The following is a 16,243-nucleotide window of genomic DNA, read 5'->3' on the forward strand; positions in this document are numbered from 1 at the left end:
ATTTCTTCTGTTCATGATTCAACCTGCTTTACTGAAGTTGTTCTTAATATTTATTACAGCGGAAGCGACATGCCAGACAAACGCTTAACCCAGTCCCCGACAGGCGAATTTAACGAATCAACAGCAGGCAGGAGAGATCGTCCCCGGCATTGATCATGTCGATCGCTTCATTCATTCGCTGGTTTATCGTTGACGAATGCAAGGTTGACTCGGCAAGGCTCGCCACAATTTTCAGTACCGTTGCCTCATCCAGAGTTGCTTCCAGCGATGTCAGACTCAACAAATGCTTAATATAGAAATAGTCGAGAATTAAACGGTAAACCTGGCGCATGACCGTTGAGAAATCAGCATCCGGAAAATGGCAGTGGTATATTTTGTAGGTCAGTAAATTGCGCAATACATGCGGAGCACTGAGGATAGAATCCTGGCAAAGCTGCTGCCACTGTTTATTCAGGACAGCAAACTTGTCAGCCAGAGCCTGCTTATCCGGGCTGTTTGCTACGTCTAAATACACCGCCATCTTTCGATGCGCGTCAGCAATAATACGATCCCTGCTGCTCTTATTCGCGACAAGCGACCCCAATACCGTCAGCGCACGCACCTTCAATCCCACCGACTCCGTAGGCGTTGATTGGCTCATCAGGCTAATACCTGCCGCCAGCTCGCTTAATAGCTCCTGATGGTACTGTTCAGCCTGCGCAAAATGGTTGTGCAGATCGAACTCAATGCGCTGCAGGTAAACCATAAACTGTGCCAACGCCATCAGGTTTTCTTCAACGTTCAACGATGGCGCCTGCAGGAGGTGCCAGGCAAAGAGATGCACAATCTGGTGGATCTGATTAACCGGCTGCCTGGCGGTGAAGGTGTTTTTCGCCTTCGCCAACAGATCATCCTGTTCGTGCACTAACATGCTGTCGGCATCAAACAATACCAGTCGGGCTACTTCTGGACATGAGAGCACCATCGAATGGCGAGTTGTATCCGCGTAGTACTTTTTGCTACGTGGATAAGTAGAACAGGTTTCTGAAAGTGCTTTTTCTCCCAGATCGCGATGGACCAGGCAGAATTTATTTTCATCGAGAAACGGACACTGACCCTGCGCGTCCAGTTTGATTATCGAATAGCGGCTTTTACCATTTCTCACCCGTAATAAATTCTCTTTCGCCAACAGGGCAATTTTCGGGTGTTGTTCGTTGAGGTAAGTATGATGGGTTTTCTTGTCGATGTGTATCTGCCATCCCTGACAGCAGGAAATCAGGCAGCTGGGGCCGACGCAGGCAAACTTCTTCACAAACTCGGGGGTTACTACTTTATGGATTTGCATAACATTCATCGCGTTTAAAAAGCGAACAGTAGCACGCTGTCAGAACAAAATGATAACGTCATAACCTGACGGTTTAACAAGTATTTCACTCGTTTCATAAATGCTCGCCCCATCAAATGAATGGTTTACCTGAAGGGGTCATTCTCACCATTTTTGCTATCATGCCTGCATACATAAACGACAAAATAGTATGCAGAGGGAAAAATGGGTTCCACCAGAAAGGGGATGATGAACGTTCTGATTGCCGCCGTATTATGGGGAAGTTCAGGCGTTTGCGCGCAATACATCATGGAACAAAGTCAGATGTCATCGCAGTTTCTGACCATGACGCGACTGATATTTGCCGGATTTATTCTGCTGACGCTCTCTTTTGTCCACGGCGATAAAGTCTTCTCAATCGTTAAAAATCATAAAGATGCCATCAGCCTGCTTATTTTTTCCATTGTTGGCGCCCTGACCGTCCAGCTAACTTTCTTACTGACGATTGAAAAATCCAATGCAGCTACAGCAACGGTGCTGCAATTTTTATCACCAACGATTATCGTGGCCTGGTTCTCACTGGTACGAAAATCGCGCCCCGGTATTCTGGTATTTACCGCGATTTTGACCTCCCTGATAGGCACATTTTTGCTGGTCACCCACGGTAATCCAACATCGTTGTCGATCTCTCCTGCTGCGCTGTTCTGGGGAGTTGCTTCAGCCTTTGCTGCCGCATTCTATACGACATACCCCTCAACGCTCATTGCCCGTTACGGCACGCTGCCCGTCGTCGGCTGGAGTATGCTCATTGGTGGGCTGGTCCTGCTGCCCTTTTATGCCGGGCAAGGAACAAATTTCGTGGTTAATGGCAGCCTGATCCTGGCTTTTTTCTATCTGGTGGTAATTGGAACTTCGCTGACCTTTAGTCTGTATCTGAAAGGTGCACAGTTAATTGGCGGGCCGAAAGCCAGTATTTTGAGTTGCGCAGAACCATTAAGTAGCGCGCTGCTCTCTTTGCTGTTGCTGGGGATCACCTTCACATTACCAGATTGGCTGGGAACGCTACTGATTCTGTCATCGGTGATTTTGATTTCAATGGATTCCCGCCGCCGCGCCAGAAAAATGTAATCGTCCGGCGCGGCACGGTTGATCATTACCAGCCAGGCACCGCGCCACCGTTAAAGAGGGTTTCTGCCGCTTTAGCAACTTCTGGTGACTGATAAGATTGCAGAAACTCCTTCACGTTTTCTGCATCCTTATTATCTTCCCGCGCCACCAGAATGTTCACATACGGTGAATTTTTATCTTCAATAAATACGCTGTCGTGCACCGGAGAAAGTCCTGTTTGCTGGATGTAAGTGGTGCTGATAATCGCTACATCCACTTTCGGGTCGTCCAGTACACGTGGCAACTGTGCCCCTTCCAGCTCCATTATCTGCAAATGGCGTGGATTCTCAGTAATATCCAACGCCGTTGGCAGTAAACCTTTCCCCTCTTTTAAGGTAATAAGTTTCTCTTTTTGCAACAGTAACAGCGCACGCCCCAGATTGGTCGGATCATTCGGAATCGCTACTGTCGCTCCTTCTTTTAGCTGATCGACTGTTTTAATTTTTTTCGAATAGCCAGCCATGGGGAAGACAAAGGTATTTCCTACCGCCACCAGTTTGTAACCGTGCGCCTGATTATCCTGTTCAAGGAAAGGACGATGCTGGAAGACATTGGCATCCAGTTCACCCTGATTAGTTGCATCGTTCGGCAACAACGAACCACTAAATCCAACCAATTCAACTTCAAGGCCATACTTCTCTTTGGCCACTTTTTTAGCGACTTCTGCCACATCCTGTTCGGCACCGTTAATGACGCCAACTTTAATGTGTTTTGCATCGCTATTTTGCTGGTCGCAGCCTGCCAGCAGGATCCCCGCCAGAAATAATGCTGCCCCTGTCCGTAGATGATGTGTTGTCAGTTTCATTTTTTTATCCTTTTATTAATGATTACCTGACTATAGCGGTAAGGTCGCTGCGGTTTAAAAAACGAAACGCTATCGATAAGAATAAAAAGGAATAAAAGTGGAATATAAGGTCTGGCACTTCTTACTGACCACGCAAGCGCGTTTCGTACAGCATGATGAGAGCGATGAAAGCAAACTACACTTATGCTTCATTCGATACACATTTGTAAAAGGTTGAATCCATGAAACCAACGACACTACTGCTTATTTTCACTTTTTTCGCTATGCCAGGCATCGTATACGCCGAGTCGCCTTTTAGCTCACTGCAGTCCGCAAAAGAGAAAAATACGGTATTAGAGGATTTGCGGAAAATTTGCACCCCGAAGGCATCGTTGTCAGATGAAGCGTGGGAAAAGTTAATGTTGTCAGATGAAAACAATAAACAACATATACGCGAGGCCATCGTGGCGATGGAACGTAATAATCAGAGCAATTATTGGGAAGCGTTGGGTAAGGTAGAATGCCCGGATATGTAAGAACGGCAACAACCACTGACCAACGCTTCTTTACCTGATATCAGGATTTCTTCATTTTCACCTTTGCAGTAACTAACAATGCAGTCAGCAACATCAATGTGCCGGACAACATCAGCGGCGAAGTCAGACCAATGTTATCCAACGCATAACCGCCGATTGCCGCACCGCAGGTATTGGCAAGCTGAATAACGGCCACCTGAATAGACCCAGCCTTTTCTGCCTGATCGGCCAATGAGCGAGTGATCCACGTTGACCAGCCAACAGGAATTAAAGCAAAGGTCAGCCCCCAGATAATCGCCACACCGGTAGCAACAATTTTATCGCTTCCCCACAGCGTCAGTACCAGCGCGCTCAGGGCGAGCACAAACGGTGCGCCCGCTAAGGCCAGTTTCACCGAACGTTTGAGAATGAACGACGAAAGCGATGTACCAACAAAACTGGCGATACCAAAACTCAACAGCACCAGCGTTAAGCCATCAACGCCGAATCCCGCCAGATTCATATACACTGGGCGAATATAAGTGAAAAAAGCAAACTGTCCGGCGAAGGACATAAAGATGGCGATCATCCCGGCCATCACCCCCGGACGCTGCAACAGGCGAAAGGCATTTTGTTTCTGATGTGACGGTTCGCCAGGCAGCGAAGGCAATGATTTGATAATCCAGATAATACACAGCACGCCCATCACCGCCGCCGCATTAAAGACATTGCGCCAACCGATAAGCTCGCCTAAAAAACTGCCCAATGGCGCGGCAATTACCAGCGCAATGGACACCGCACCGAAAATCACCGACAGCGCCTTCGGCACTGTACGAGGCGGTACCAGGCGCATGGTCAGCGACGCCGACATCGCCCAGAATCCACCCAGCGCCAGCCCCAGACAGGCGCGACCGATTAACAGCAGACTGAATGAGTTGGCAAAGGAAACCAGCAAGCAGGAAAGCGTCAGCAAAACGGCGAACAGAATGACAACGTAGCGGCGGTCAGTGGCCTGAATGGTCTGGGTAATAAACAAACTGGCAAACATCGCCACAAAAGCGGTTACGGTCACCGATTGCCCGGCAACCCCTTCCGAAATGCCTAAATCGTGCGCCATCGGCGTCAACAAACTGACGGGCAAAAACTCAACGATAATCAGACAGGCGACGCAAAACGCCACCGAGAAAACGGCTGACCAGTTCGGTCGGGTAATGGCGTCCGCGCCGCGGTTTTCTTCGATATATTCACTCATGGTGTTACCCGTGGCATGTTTCAGGGGGAAAAGCCGACCAGTCTAACATTGAAATGTGTGATGCATTTAACGTTTTTGCAACTTTTACAGTGTTGCATGAGGTAGGGGTAAGATCGAAACGGAACAAGACAAAGATTGCCGGATGCGGCGTGAACGCCTTATCCGTACTCGGTCTGTAGGCCTGATAAGACGCGCCAGCGTCGCATCAGGCAAAGCGGTTTTAATGCAGCCAGTAAACGCCCTCAGCAGGCTGAAAAAATGCGTTGTAGCGCATCTGGAATGCATTAATCTCCTGCATTTCAGGCTCTATTTCGCGCAGAAAACCCAGCGCCAGCCTGACCTGAGCATCGGTAATCGGCGCGGCAAGGCGGGCTTTTTGTAAAATCCGATGCCATTGCAGCAGGTTCTGCTCGCTACCATCGACAATGACAACCTGCCAGATAAGCAACACCTGCGCGGCATTTTGCAGGTGCGACTCATCCGGGCGATGCAGATAACGTAAAAATTCGTCACCGGCTGACTTTCCCATTTGATCAACCATTGACTCAACGGGTACAACATCAATATTCAACCGATCGCTGAGGCGGCGAATCGCTTTTCTGGCCCCGGATGTCAGCACCCGAAAACCAACCACAAACACCACCGCCAGCGTAGCGAGCATTATCCAGATCATGAGTTCTCCTGCGTAACCGGCACTCATGATATCTGGAAACACTTATCAGATACTAATCCACCAGGATGATTTTCAGCGCAAACAATGTCGCTACAACCACCACACACAGATTCAGATCGCGCCAGCGCCCGGTGCACACTTTCATGATGCAGTAAGACATAAAGCCGAGCGCAATCCCTTCAGTGATCGAGAACGTAAAGGGCATCATCACCGTGGTGATAAATGCGGGTACCGATTCGGTAAAATCATCCCAGTTAACGCGTGCAAGGCTCGATGTCATCAACACGCCAACAAAGATTAACGCCCCGGCGGTGGCGTAAGGTGGAACCATCGCCACCAGCGGCGAGAAGAACATAACTAACAGGAACATAACGCCAACAACAACCGCAGTCAGCCCCGTGCGACCGCCGACCGCCACGCCAGAAGTACTTTCAATATAGGCGGTAACAGAGGAAGTTCCGATAAACGCGCCAGCCACCGAACTCACGCTATCAACATATAGCGCCTTATTCATGTTAGGGAATTTACCGTTACTATCTATTAAGCCAGCTTTATCAGTTACACCAATTAATGTTCCTGATGAATCAAATAGGTTGATCAACATAAAGGAGAAAATGATACCGGCAAGCTCAAGCGATAATGCCCCGCTCAAATCAACCTCGCCAATAACACCGCTAATATCAGGTGGAATAGAATAGATTCCGCTGAAATGAACATCTCCGAAAAATAATCCACAGCAGGAAGTGACGACGATAGAAACCAACACCGCCGCATGAAAATTACGCGATGACAACACGGTTATAATAAAAAAACCTAAAATACCTAACAACACGCCGTGGGAACTTAAATCACCAATCATCACCAGCGTGTCTTTATTGGCGACAATAACACCGGTATTTTTTAATCCCATTAAGGCAATAAATAGCCCGATACCACTGGTGATACCAATACGTAAACTTAACGGAATGTTGGAGATCATCCAGTAACGGATACGAAAAAGAGTCAGCAAAAATAGCCCAATTGCGCCCCAGAAAATAGCGCCCATTCCCGTCTGCCAGGTGATACCCATCGCCCCCACCACCACGAAGGCGAAAAACGCATTCAGCCCCATCGCAGGCGCCAGCGCGACGGGAAGATTAGCAAAAACTCCCATCGCAATACTGCCAATGCCCGCAATCAAACAGGTAGTAACAAACACCACCTTTGGGTCCATTTGCGCTGCGCCAAGAATTTGTGGGTTAACAAAAACGATGTACACCATAGTTAAAAAAGTGGTCATACCCGCAATCAATTCTGTGCGAACGGTTGTCCCGTGTTGCGGTAGTTTAAATAATCGCGAAAGCGTCCCTGATTCATTACTCACGTAATCGGTATTGTCATTATTCATTTTTTTGTCCATTGGAGGAGATTTAATCCCTTGCTTTTGTAAAACAAATGACAACAACGGTTCAGTGATAATTATCACATTTCAATTGCACATTAATGGATATTCTTTAATAATCTCGCGACGTTTCTTTATGATAAATAATAATCAAATTGATAAAATCAAAATGAGAAAAAATATGAACAATTCTATTAGCCATAAATTTCATCACATTAGTCGGGTAGAATACCAGGAATTGTTAGCCGTTTCCCGTGGCGAAGCCGCTGCCGATTATATTATTGATAATGTCTCTATTCTGGATCTGATCAATGGCGGAGAAATTCCCGGCCCAATCGTGATTAAAGGACGTTACATTGCCGGTGTCGGCGCAGAATACGTTGATGCTCCGGCTTCGCGCCGAATTGACGCCCACGGCGCAACGGCAGTACCGGGGTTTATTGATGCTCACCTGCATATTGAATCCAGCATGATGACCCCAGTCACCTTTGAAACCGCCACTCTGCCACGCGGCCTGACGACTGTTATTTGCGATCCTCATGAAATCGTCAACGTGATGGGCGAAGCCGGGTTTGCCTGGTTTGCTCGCTGTGCCGAACAGGCAAAGCAAAACCAGTATTTGCAGGTCAGCTCTTGCGTACCCGCCCTGGAAGGCTGCGATGTTAACGGTGCCAGTTTTACCCTCGAACAGATGCTCGCCTGGCGCGACCATCCTCAGGTTACTGGTCTGGCCGAAATGATGGACTACCCTGGCGTAATTAGCGGACAAAATGCGCTGCTCGATAAACTGGACGCCTTTCGCCATCTGACACTGGATGGTCACTGCCCCGGTCTAAGCGGTAAAGAACTTAACGCCTATATTGCCGCGGGTATTGAAAACTGCCACGAAAGTTATCAGCTGGAAGAAGGACGCCGAAAATTACAACTCGGCATGTCGTTGATGATCCGCGAAGGGTCCGCTGCCCGCAATCTCAACGCGCTGGCTCCGTTGATCAACGAATTTAACAGCCCACAATGCATGCTTTGTACTGATGACCGTAACCCGTGGGAAATCGCTCACGAAGGGCATATCGACGCCTTAATTCGCCGCCTGATTGAACAACACAATGTGCCGTTGCATGTGGCATATCGCGTAGCCAGCTGGTCGACGGCGCGCCATTTTGGTCTGAATCATCTCGGTTTACTGGCTCCCGGCAAGCAGGCCGACATTGTCCTATTAAGTGACGCGCGTAAAGTCACAGTGCAACAGGTACTGGTGAAAGGCGAACCGATTGACGCACAAACCTTGCAGGCAGAAGAGTCGGCGAGACTGGCACAATCCGCCCCGCCATATGGCAATACCATTGATCGCCAGCCAGTTTCCGCCAGCGACTTTGCCCTGCAATTTACCCCCGGAAAACGCTATCGCGTCATTGATGTCATCCATAACGAACTGATCACGCACTCCCGCTCCAGCGTCTACAGCGAAAATGGTTTTGATCGCGATGATGTGTGCTTTATTGCCGTACTTGAGCGTTACGGGCAACGTCTGGCTCCGGCCTGTGGTTTGCTCGGCGGCTTTGGCCTGAATGAAGGCGCGCTGGCAGCGACAGTCAGCCATGACAGCCATAATATTGTGGTGATCGGTCGTAGCGCAGAAGAGATGGCGCTGGCGGTCAATCAGGTAATTCAGGATGGCGGCGGGCTGTGCGTGGTCCGTAACGGCCAGGTACAGAGTCATCTACCGTTGCCCATTGCCGGGCTGATGAGCACCGACACGGCGCAGTCGCTGGCAGAGCAAATTGACGCGTTAAAAGTCGCTGCCCGTGAATGTGGTCCGTTACCCGATGAACCGTTTATTCAGATGGCGTTTCTTTCCCTGCCGGTGATCCCCGCATTGAAACTGACCAGTCAGGGGCTGTTTGATGGCGAGAAGTTTGCCTTCACCGCGCTGGAAATCTCTGAATAATAAAAAAAAGCCCGGCGTCATGCCGGGCAAAAGTCACCAGTTACGTTTATGCCACTGTCAACTGCTGAATTTTTTTCTCGCGGCGGATTTTTCGTTCTTCCATCACCGCGACTATCGCCATCAGGCAGATACAGCCAATAGCGGCGATATCCAGTGCGGCGAAGGTGCCTGCCCAGCCGGTGAGGCCGAACACTGGCGTACCATCGGCAATCATTCCCAGACCTAATTTGGCAAAGCTGTCACCAATCAGGTAGGCGAAAGTGCCTTTAATCCCATCGGCAGCGCCGATCGCTTTTTTCGGTACGAAGCCAACAGCCGCCACGCCAATCAACAGTTGCGGACCAAATACCAGGAAACCTAATGCAAAGAGAGAAGCCAGATAGATATATTGGTTGCTGGCGTGTTGATACACACCAAGCGTGGCGATAATCAGCGCCAGTGCAACACACGCCACCAGGCCACGGCGCCCGTTCGCCAGGTCAGAGAGCCAGCCCCACAGCAGCGTGCCAACCAGAGCACCGGCTTCAAACAGCGTAAAGCCCTGAATCGCCACCGATTTAGAAAGTTTCAGTTCCTGAAAAGCGTACACGGTTGACCACTGGTCGATACCAATGCGTACCACGTACAGGAAGATGTTGGCGAAGCACAGCAGCCAGATCACTTTGTTTTTCAAAACATATTCGACAAAGATCTGCCACTTGGTCATGTCGGTGGATTCCGTCTCTTTGTCCTCTTCGCTAATCTCTTCACCGAATAGTTCTTCAGCTTTGCCAAGACCATACGCTTCAGGGGAGTCGCTGCCATAACGCAGACCGATGAAACCGACAATTAACGCGATAATCGACGGGAAGATAAACATGCCGATCACGTGACCGTCGAACAGGTAATTTGCGCCGAATAGCGCCACACCCGCCGCCCCCGCGCCGCCGAGGTTGTGGGAAATGTTCCAGAAACCGAGGAAGGTCCCGCGCTTACGACGCGGCGTCCATTTGGTAATCGTGGAGTAACTGCACGAACCGCCGGTACTCTGGAAAAAGCCGCTTAAGGCGTAGAAGGCAATCATCAGGAACAGGCTAACCGAGCCGCTGCCCATGCTGGCGCTGAAGCCCAGCATACAAATAGCAGACAGGATCAGCATGAACGGCAGGAATTGTTTGGTATTTTTGCCGTCGGCGTAGTAGGAAACCAGCGTTTTACCCACGCCGTAAGTGATGGAGAAGCCCAGGCCAATCATCCCCAGCTGCGTCATGCTCAACCCGTAGGTCGAGATCATGTCGTTCTGTGCGATGTTAAAGTTCTTGCGAATCAGGTACATCGTCAGGTAGCCAATAAAGACCACTAGATAGGATTGCATGAACGGTTTGAACCACATTTTGCGCCGCACTTCGAGCGGAAGATCCAGGGTCGGCTTGCGAACCTGGTTTAAGAAAGCCAGCATGGGTTACTCCTGATTTCCCTTCATACTTCAGGCCGCAGGTGCCTTAGCTGCTCGCGCTCCTGCAACTTGAATTATTTTGGGAAAGAATTAACGAATGATGGCATTGTAAAAACCTGCAGCAAATCAGGCTTGAGATAGCGTCCAGGCAAAACCAGGAAAATTTCTTAGTTTTGCCGGATATGAGGTAGAAAAGTGAGATGCATCACGCTTCGCGTGGAGCCTGGGCGTTCAAAAAGGGCAGTAACAACAGTGCCGAGACCCCGGCGGCAATGGCGATAACCACGAAAAAACCACTCCAGTGCCAGGTATCCAGCACTTTCGCCAGCGGCCAACCGGCAAGCGACGCCCCCAGATAAGCAAACAAGCCGACAAACCCCGTCGCCGCACCTGCCGCCTCTTTGTGGGAACACTCTGCCGCTGCCATACCGATTAACATCTGCGGGCCAAAGACAAAAAAACCAATGGTGAAAAAGCAGGTTGCCTGCATCACGTAGCTGGCAAATGGCATCAACCACAGCGAGCCGACGGAAAGCAAAATCCCCGCAGCAAAAATCAAATTCATCGGCCCGCGGTTGCCGTTAAACAGTTTGTCCGAGCCCCAACCGGCTACCAGCGCACCGATAAACCCGCCCAGTTCAAACATCGTTACTGCCGTATTCGCCGTGACCAGATCGACGCCCAGCGTCTCGGACATATACAGGTTGCCCCAGTCGTTGATCGCCGCACGAACCACATAGACCAGCACATAACAGAACGAAAGCAGCCAGATATACGGATTCAGCAACACATATTTGGTGAGGATCTCTTTACGCGTCAGCCCCGCCCCTTCTTGTTGTTGAGCAATCTCCAGTGCGTCGTGCCGCCATTCACCAACCGCTGGTAAACCTAACGCCTGCGGGCGATCGCGCAGCCGCCAGCAGAGAAAAATCCCCACGACTATCGCCATACAACCCGCAATCATCATCCCGGCACGCCAGCCGTAATGCAGCGCGCTCGCTGCCATCACAATGGGAATGAGTGCGCCGCCGACGTTATGCGCCGTATTCCATAGCGCCCACCAACCGCCGCGCTCGGTACGAGAATACCAGGCAGTCAACAGACGCGCACAAACCGGCGAACCCCAGCCCTGGAAAAAGGCGTTCAGCACCCACAGCACGGCAAACGCCCACAACGAGGTGGAGAAGCCAAACAGAATGTTGATGATGCCAGTGGCGATAAGCCCAATCCCCATAAAATAGCGGGCATTAGAGCGGTCACTGACAATGCCGGAGACAAATTTCGATACGCCGTAGGTAATGTAAAACAGCGTTGCTAACAGGCCGATATCGCTACGGCTGAGCACGCCGTTGGCAAGGATTTCTGGTACGGCGGCGTTAAAACTTTTACGCGTGAAGTAAAACAGCGCATAGCCCAGCCAGATGGTCAGCAAAATATGCCGACGCCAATAGCGGTAGCGAGCATCAATTTCACTTTTATCGCTGATCAGCGGTGCGTCGGCAGGCGCTTTCAGAAACGGCAACATCATCAAGCCTTAAACATAACGTTGAGGTAGAGAAACGCTGACACGCGTGCCGTGCAGGCAGGAGATGGTCAAGGTGCCGCCCAGCGCGGTGACGCGCTCGCGCATTCCGGTGAGGCCAAAACCTTGCTGCCCGGAACCTGGCGGCAGACCACTACCATCGTCTTCAATCACCAGCATTAAACGCTCATCCTGCTGCCAGCCTTGCAGGATAACCGCACTGGCATCTGCATGTTTCACAATGTTGTTCAGCCCCTCCTGACAGATACGAAATAGGGTTACGCGCTGGTTTTCACTTAGCGCTGATTCATCTATCCGCCATTCGAGATGACTGACAATGCCGCGCCCTTCCAACTCCATTTCCCGCATCAATGAACGGATGGCCTGCTCCAGGGTCAGATCATCCAACTGGCGCGGACGTAACCGCCCTAACAAGCGGCGCACCGCGTCGTAAACGCCCAGCGACAACTGTTCAATTAACTGCCCGCTCTGTTTCACACTGGCGTTATCCGCCGCCAGCCGCTGGACAATACCAGCCTGAGTACGAATGGCGGTGATGGTCTGGCCGATATCATCGTGCAGTTCACGCGCTACGTCGCGACGCACACTCTCTTCGGTTTCAAGCAACCGCTCGGCAAGATGTTGATTACGCGCCAGTTCCTTTTGCAGCGACTGGTTAAGTTCACGCAACCGCTGGATGCCTGCGCCCAGTAACAGGCCAGTGAGGCTTTGCACCAGCAGTGAAAGCAATAAATCGACCGGATGATCGCGCCAGGTTTGACTGGCGATCAGCGCGATGGCGTTCATCAACGTCGCAATCAGCGCCCCTTGCCAGCCATAGTGCCAGGCCAGGGCGATAATCGGCAGCGCCAGACAAAACGGGGTAAAGCGCGAAAGTTCGTTCGGCAGCCCCAGTTGCAACCACAGGCTGATAACAAACAACAGCAAATACCAGACCAGATGCCGCCCACGCCAGTTGATCGGCTGGGAAACCAGCGATGGCCCCAGCGGCAGCCAGGTGTTATTCGCCAGATAGTGCCAGAACACCAGGCAAATGGGGGCCAGCGTCAGGCCGCCGGTTAAGGTCATCAGTAGGGCGTTCCAGGGCTCGTTTCCGTACCCATGCCAAAGCCAGGGGGATGACTGTAATAACGCCGCCGCCGTCAGTGCCGCGCCCTGTAACAGCAACGTGCGCCAGTCGCGCTGGTGGCGATAGCGAGAAATCAACGCCACAGGAAGTAACGTCAGCAAACTACCGATCATCAATAACGGTTCATGCGTTAACCCAACCGCCTGCGTCAGCCAGTAAATCAGCAGCCATTCTGCGCCCATCAGCACCAGCCAGTATCTGCGCGGGCATTGCAACATCAGCCCCAGTCGCAGACCGAACGGAAACAGCAATACTGCCAGATCCGGTCGTTCAACCAGGTGCAGGCTGATACTCCACAGGCAAAACCATGCGGCAGAGAAGATAAAAAAGCAGGAAACTACAGTATTTAAGCGGGAGAAAAATGTCTTCATCACCAGCCATCAAACATGCGCCGCGCCAGTTCAACGTCGTTGCTGACGCCCAGTTTTTCCATCAGATTGGCACGATGTACATGCACAGTTTTTGGCGACAACCCCAGTTCGGCGGCAATCTCTTTCACCGCCATCCCTTGCGCCAGTTTTTCTGCCACCTGGCGTTCGCGTTTGGTTAGCGGGTCCTGACGGCCCGATGCCAGTTTAATAGCGATATCCGGCGTCAGATAACAGCCGCCAGTTGCAACCGTATGCACGGCAGCGATCAGCTCGTCCGGGCTACAGCGTTTAGAGAGAAAGCCGCGCGCCCCCGCGTTAAGCGCCTGTTCAACCAGCGCCGGACTGTCGTGAACGGAGAGCATAATTGTCGCCATACCTTTCGGTAGCTGGCTTAACAGCTCCAGCCCAGAAATATCCGGCATTGAGATATCGCAAATACACACCTGCACACCGCGCCCCGGCAGCCCCGCCAGCGCCTCGCGCCCGGAACCAAACTCGGCAACTACCTGCAAATCAGGTTCCAGCCCCAGCAGCTGCGCAAAGCCGGAGCGGACGATAAGGTGATCGTCTATAAGAGCAACGGTTATCATGGTCTTGTCCTGGCGGGTAAAAAAACGCGCTTACCTTAACGATAAGCGCGCCACTGTTCAAGCCTTGAGCGGTTACTGAAAAAATACGGCTATCTTGTTAAACATTGCCGGGTCGGACTGATTACGCTGCACTTTCACCACATCCTCCAGTTTGTCTATCTGGCTTATCATTTGTTCCAGTCGCTGATCGTCATTGACCAGTAACCAGATGTGGCTTTTATCACTGTTCTGAATCGGCAGACAAAGAATGCCTTCGACGTTAAAAGCACGACGGGCAAAAAGCCCACACACGTGGGTCATTACACCGGGATGGTTGCGAACGGTGAGTTCCAGAATCACGTTGTCATGAGTTGTGTTTTGCATGGCTTATTCCCCCACCATTTCAGTATTTGCCGCGCCTGGCGGCACCATTGGGTACACTTTTTCTTCGGCATCAATGCGTACGTGGATCAGCGCCGGACCAGGGCGATTGATAATTTCCTGTAATGCCGCCTGAGGATCGGTTTCATTATTCAAATCGCAGGTTTCGAGGCCGAACCCGGCCGCAATTTGCATAAAGTTGATTTTTCCCGGATAGGTGGCCGCAAAAACTCCCTGCTTGTAGAACAGACTCTGTTGCTGATGCACCAGTCCCAGTGCTTCGTTATTCATCAGGATGATTTTGACATCCAGCTGGTTTTCACTGGCGGTCGCCATCTCCTGAATATTCATCATCAGGCTGCCGTCGCCGGAGAAACACAACACTTTGCGATCCGGGTTAGCCAGCGCCGCACCTATCGCTGCGGGTAAACCGAAGCCCATCGTTCCCAGCCCACCAGAAGTCAGCCACTGACGTGGTCGATTGAGCGGATAGGCCTGCGCTGTCCACATCTGATGCTGACCCACGTCGGTGGTGATAATCGCATTGTCATCGACACAGGCGGCAACGGCATTAATCAGCCCGTAATGTGTTAATGGATCGCACGCTTTCGGAATAGGACACGGGAATTCATGTTGTAAATCAGCCACCAGTTGGTGCCACTCTGTACGCGGCTGGGCTTCCACCTGCGGGATCAGCTGCGCCAGCACATCATCAACATCCGCCTGAATCGCCACGTGCGGTTGCTTAACTTTACCCAGCTCCGCGCGGTCGATATCCACATGAATAATTTTGGCATTCGGGCAGAACTCTTCAGTTTTGCCAATTGCCCGGTCATCAAAACGCGCACCGAGAACAATCAGCAGGTCCGCCTCCTGCAAGATATAGTTGGTGCTGCGCACGCCGTGCATCCCCAGCATGCCCAGCGACAGCGGATGTGCTTTTGGCAACATGCCCAGCGCCATTAAGGTCATGGTGGTGGGCAGCTGCGCTTTCTCAGCCAGTTCACGCACCCGCGCGGGCGCGTTAATGACACCGCCCCCCAGATAAAGCACCGGGCGTTTGGCGGCGTTAATCATTGTCGCAGCGTCACGAATGCTTTCTTCGCTAAAGGCGGGCGCAGCGGCTTTTTCTGCCGCCGCGGGCTGTTCTTCAATTTCAAAAACCGCCGTTTGTACATCCTTAGGAATGTCTATCCACACCGGGCCAGGGCGGCCTGATTGCGCAATGCGGAAGGCATCGCTCATGACCTGTGGGAGTTCTTCGATATGTCTGACCAGATAGTTGTGTTTGGTGATGGGGATAGAGATGCCGTAGGTGTCCACTTCCTGGAAGGCGTCGGTGCCGATCATCGAGGCGGGAACCTGGCCGGTGATGCAAATCAGCGGAATGGAGTCCAGCCGCGCATCGGCAATGGCAGTCACCAGGTTAGTCGCACCCGGCCCGCTACAGGCCATACAGACCGCCGGTTTGCCGTCGGTGCGCGCCATTCCCTGGGCGATAAAGCCCGCGCCCTGTTCATGACGGGCCAGAATATGGCGGATTTGCGTGCTTTGGCTTAAGGCGTCGTAAACAGGGAGAATCGAACCGCCCGGAATCCCCGTCACAATCTTAATGCCCTGCTGTTCCAGGAAATGAACGATAAATTCTGCGCCAGTAAAACGCTTACGTGTCGATGTTGTGCCCGAACTTGCCATGCTCCAGTCCTTTTCTTCTGGGCCGACTTTCCGGGAGGTGTTTAAACGAAAAACCCCGCCCGGTTTGCGCCGGCGGGGTTTTGGAATCGTGTGTTGT

13 protein-coding genes and 1 pseudogene are annotated in these 16,243 nt (G+C 51.5%); 3 read left to right on the plus strand and 11 right to left on the minus strand.

All coding sequences use genetic code 11. From position 1 onward, the window contains the following. Nucleotides 1-109: 109 nt before the first annotated feature. Nucleotides 110-1,324, minus strand: a complete 1,215-nt coding sequence (gene fliB / locus D9597_RS11135; protein ID WP_130222480.1) for a flagellin lysine-N-methylase — start codon at nucleotides 1,322-1,324, stop codon at nucleotides 110-112. A 204-nt stretch (nucleotides 1,325-1,528) separates the two neighbouring features. Between fliB and D9597_RS11140 the strand changes: the two are divergent. Then, nucleotides 1,529-2,453 (plus strand): annotated as a pseudogene (locus tag D9597_RS11140) (carboxylate/amino acid/amine transporter). A gap of 3 nt (nucleotides 2,454-2,456) precedes the next feature. Here D9597_RS11140 and nlpA read toward each other — a convergent pair. Continuing rightward, nucleotides 2,457-3,275 (minus strand): lipoprotein NlpA, encoded by an 819-nt coding sequence (gene nlpA, locus D9597_RS11145; RefSeq protein WP_130222484.1) that lies wholly within the window; start codon nucleotides 3,273-3,275, stop codon nucleotides 2,457-2,459. A gap of 221 nt (nucleotides 3,276-3,496) precedes the next feature. On the opposite strand from nlpA, the gene yicS reads away from it, so the two are divergent. Beyond that, complete coding sequence (gene yicS / locus D9597_RS11150) at nucleotides 3,497-3,790, plus strand: protein YicS (RefSeq protein ID WP_064526021.1); 294 nt, start codon at nucleotides 3,497-3,499, stop codon at nucleotides 3,788-3,790. Between the two features lie 40 nt (nucleotides 3,791-3,830). Here yicS and nepI read toward each other — a convergent pair whose 3' ends face one another. From nepI to adeQ, 3 genes are all read right to left on the minus strand, one after another. Further along, the gene (gene nepI, locus D9597_RS11155; protein WP_130215134.1) at nucleotides 3,831-5,021 is read right to left on the minus strand and encodes a purine ribonucleoside efflux pump NepI; all 1,191 of its coding nucleotides are present in this window, start codon (nucleotides 5,019-5,021) and stop codon (nucleotides 3,831-3,833) included. Between the two features lie 220 nt (nucleotides 5,022-5,241). Beyond that, nucleotides 5,242-5,694 carry a DUF1198 domain-containing protein gene (locus D9597_RS11160; protein ID WP_130222486.1) on the minus strand — a complete coding sequence of 151 codons (453 nt, stop codon included), beginning with the start codon at nucleotides 5,692-5,694 and terminating at the stop codon, nucleotides 5,242-5,244. A gap of 52 nt (nucleotides 5,695-5,746) precedes the next feature. Then, nucleotides 5,747-7,081, minus strand: a complete 1,335-nt coding sequence (gene adeQ / locus D9597_RS11165) for an adenine permease AdeQ (protein WP_130215132.1) — start codon at nucleotides 7,079-7,081, stop codon at nucleotides 5,747-5,749. A gap of 175 nt (nucleotides 7,082-7,256) precedes the next feature. On the opposite strand from adeQ, the gene adeD reads away from it, so the two are divergent. Next, nucleotides 7,257-9,023 (plus strand): adenine deaminase, encoded by a 1,767-nt coding sequence (gene adeD, locus D9597_RS11170; RefSeq protein WP_130222488.1) that lies wholly within the window; start codon nucleotides 7,257-7,259, stop codon nucleotides 9,021-9,023. A gap of 46 nt (nucleotides 9,024-9,069) precedes the next feature. Here adeD and uhpT read toward each other — a convergent pair whose 3' ends face one another. The 6 genes from uhpT to ilvB all read right to left on the minus strand — a co-directional run bounded on the left by uhpT (nucleotide 9,070) and on the right by ilvB (nucleotide 16,146). After that, the gene (gene uhpT / locus D9597_RS11175; protein WP_130206773.1) at nucleotides 9,070-10,461 is read right to left on the minus strand and encodes a hexose-6-phosphate:phosphate antiporter; all 1,392 of its coding nucleotides are present in this window, start codon (nucleotides 10,459-10,461) and stop codon (nucleotides 9,070-9,072) included. Between the two features lie 202 nt (nucleotides 10,462-10,663). Beyond that, a complete protein-coding gene (uhpC, locus tag D9597_RS11180) occupies nucleotides 10,664-11,983 on the minus strand; it encodes an MFS transporter family glucose-6-phosphate receptor UhpC (protein ID WP_130206854.1) in 1,320 nt (439 codons plus the stop codon). A 9-nt stretch (nucleotides 11,984-11,992) separates the two neighbouring features. After that, nucleotides 11,993-13,501, minus strand: a complete 1,509-nt coding sequence (uhpB, locus tag D9597_RS11185) for a signal transduction histidine-protein kinase/phosphatase UhpB (protein WP_130222490.1) — start codon at nucleotides 13,499-13,501, stop codon at nucleotides 11,993-11,995. After that, nucleotides 13,501-14,091 (minus strand): transcriptional regulator UhpA, encoded by a 591-nt coding sequence (gene uhpA, locus D9597_RS11190; RefSeq protein WP_000633668.1) that lies wholly within the window; start codon nucleotides 14,089-14,091, stop codon nucleotides 13,501-13,503. Before uhpA ends, uhpB begins: the two co-directional genes overlap by 1 nt. A 72-nt stretch (nucleotides 14,092-14,163) precedes the next feature. After that, a complete protein-coding gene (gene ilvN / locus D9597_RS11195) occupies nucleotides 14,164-14,454 on the minus strand; it encodes an acetolactate synthase small subunit (protein ID WP_130222492.1) in 291 nt (96 codons plus the stop codon). A gap of 3 nt (nucleotides 14,455-14,457) precedes the next feature. Beyond that, nucleotides 14,458-16,146, minus strand: coding sequence for an acetolactate synthase large subunit (gene ilvB, locus D9597_RS11200; RefSeq protein WP_130222494.1), 1,689 nt, complete (start codon nucleotides 16,144-16,146; stop codon nucleotides 14,458-14,460). Between the last annotated feature and the right edge of the window lie 97 nt (nucleotides 16,147-16,243).

It is taken from the genome of Escherichia sp. E13S3, assembly GCF_004212325.1.
Lineage (GTDB): Bacteria > Pseudomonadota > Gammaproteobacteria > Enterobacterales > Enterobacteriaceae > Escherichia.

What these genes read in the sequence shown, in the direction of transcription:
- fliB (WP_130222480.1), bottom strand. Translation starts at nt 1,324, where the DNA reads ATGCAAATCCATAAAGTAGTAACCCCCGAGTTTGTGAAGAAGTTTGCC.
- nlpA (WP_130222484.1), bottom strand. Translation starts at nt 3,275, where the DNA reads ATGAAACTGACAACACATCATCTACGGACAGGGGCAGCATTATTTCTG.
- yicS (WP_064526021.1), top strand. Translation starts at nt 3,497, where the DNA reads ATGAAACCAACGACACTACTGCTTATTTTCACTTTTTTCGCTATGCCA.
- nepI (WP_130215134.1), bottom strand. Translation starts at nt 5,021, where the DNA reads ATGAGTGAATATATCGAAGAAAACCGCGGCGCGGACGCCATTACCCGA.
- D9597_RS11160 (WP_130222486.1), bottom strand. Translation starts at nt 5,694, where the DNA reads ATGATCTGGATAATGCTCGCTACGCTGGCGGTGGTGTTTGTGGTTGGT.
- adeQ (WP_130215132.1), bottom strand. Translation starts at nt 7,081, where the DNA reads ATGAATAATGACAATACCGATTACGTGAGTAATGAATCAGGGACGCTT.
- adeD (WP_130222488.1), top strand. Translation starts at nt 7,257, where the DNA reads ATGAACAATTCTATTAGCCATAAATTTCATCACATTAGTCGGGTAGAA.
- uhpT (WP_130206773.1), bottom strand. Translation starts at nt 10,461, where the DNA reads ATGCTGGCTTTCTTAAACCAGGTTCGCAAGCCGACCCTGGATCTTCCG.
- uhpC (WP_130206854.1), bottom strand. Translation starts at nt 11,983, where the DNA reads ATGTTGCCGTTTCTGAAAGCGCCTGCCGACGCACCGCTGATCAGCGAT.
- uhpB (WP_130222490.1), bottom strand. Translation starts at nt 13,501, where the DNA reads ATGAAGACATTTTTCTCCCGCTTAAATACTGTAGTTTCCTGCTTTTTT.
- uhpA (WP_000633668.1), bottom strand. Translation starts at nt 14,091, where the DNA reads ATGATAACCGTTGCTCTTATAGACGATCACCTTATCGTCCGCTCCGGC.
- ilvN (WP_130222492.1), bottom strand. Translation starts at nt 14,454, where the DNA reads ATGCAAAACACAACTCATGACAACGTGATTCTGGAACTCACCGTTCGC.
- ilvB (WP_130222494.1), bottom strand. Translation starts at nt 16,146, where the DNA reads ATGGCAAGTTCGGGCACAACATCGACACGTAAGCGTTTTACTGGCGCA.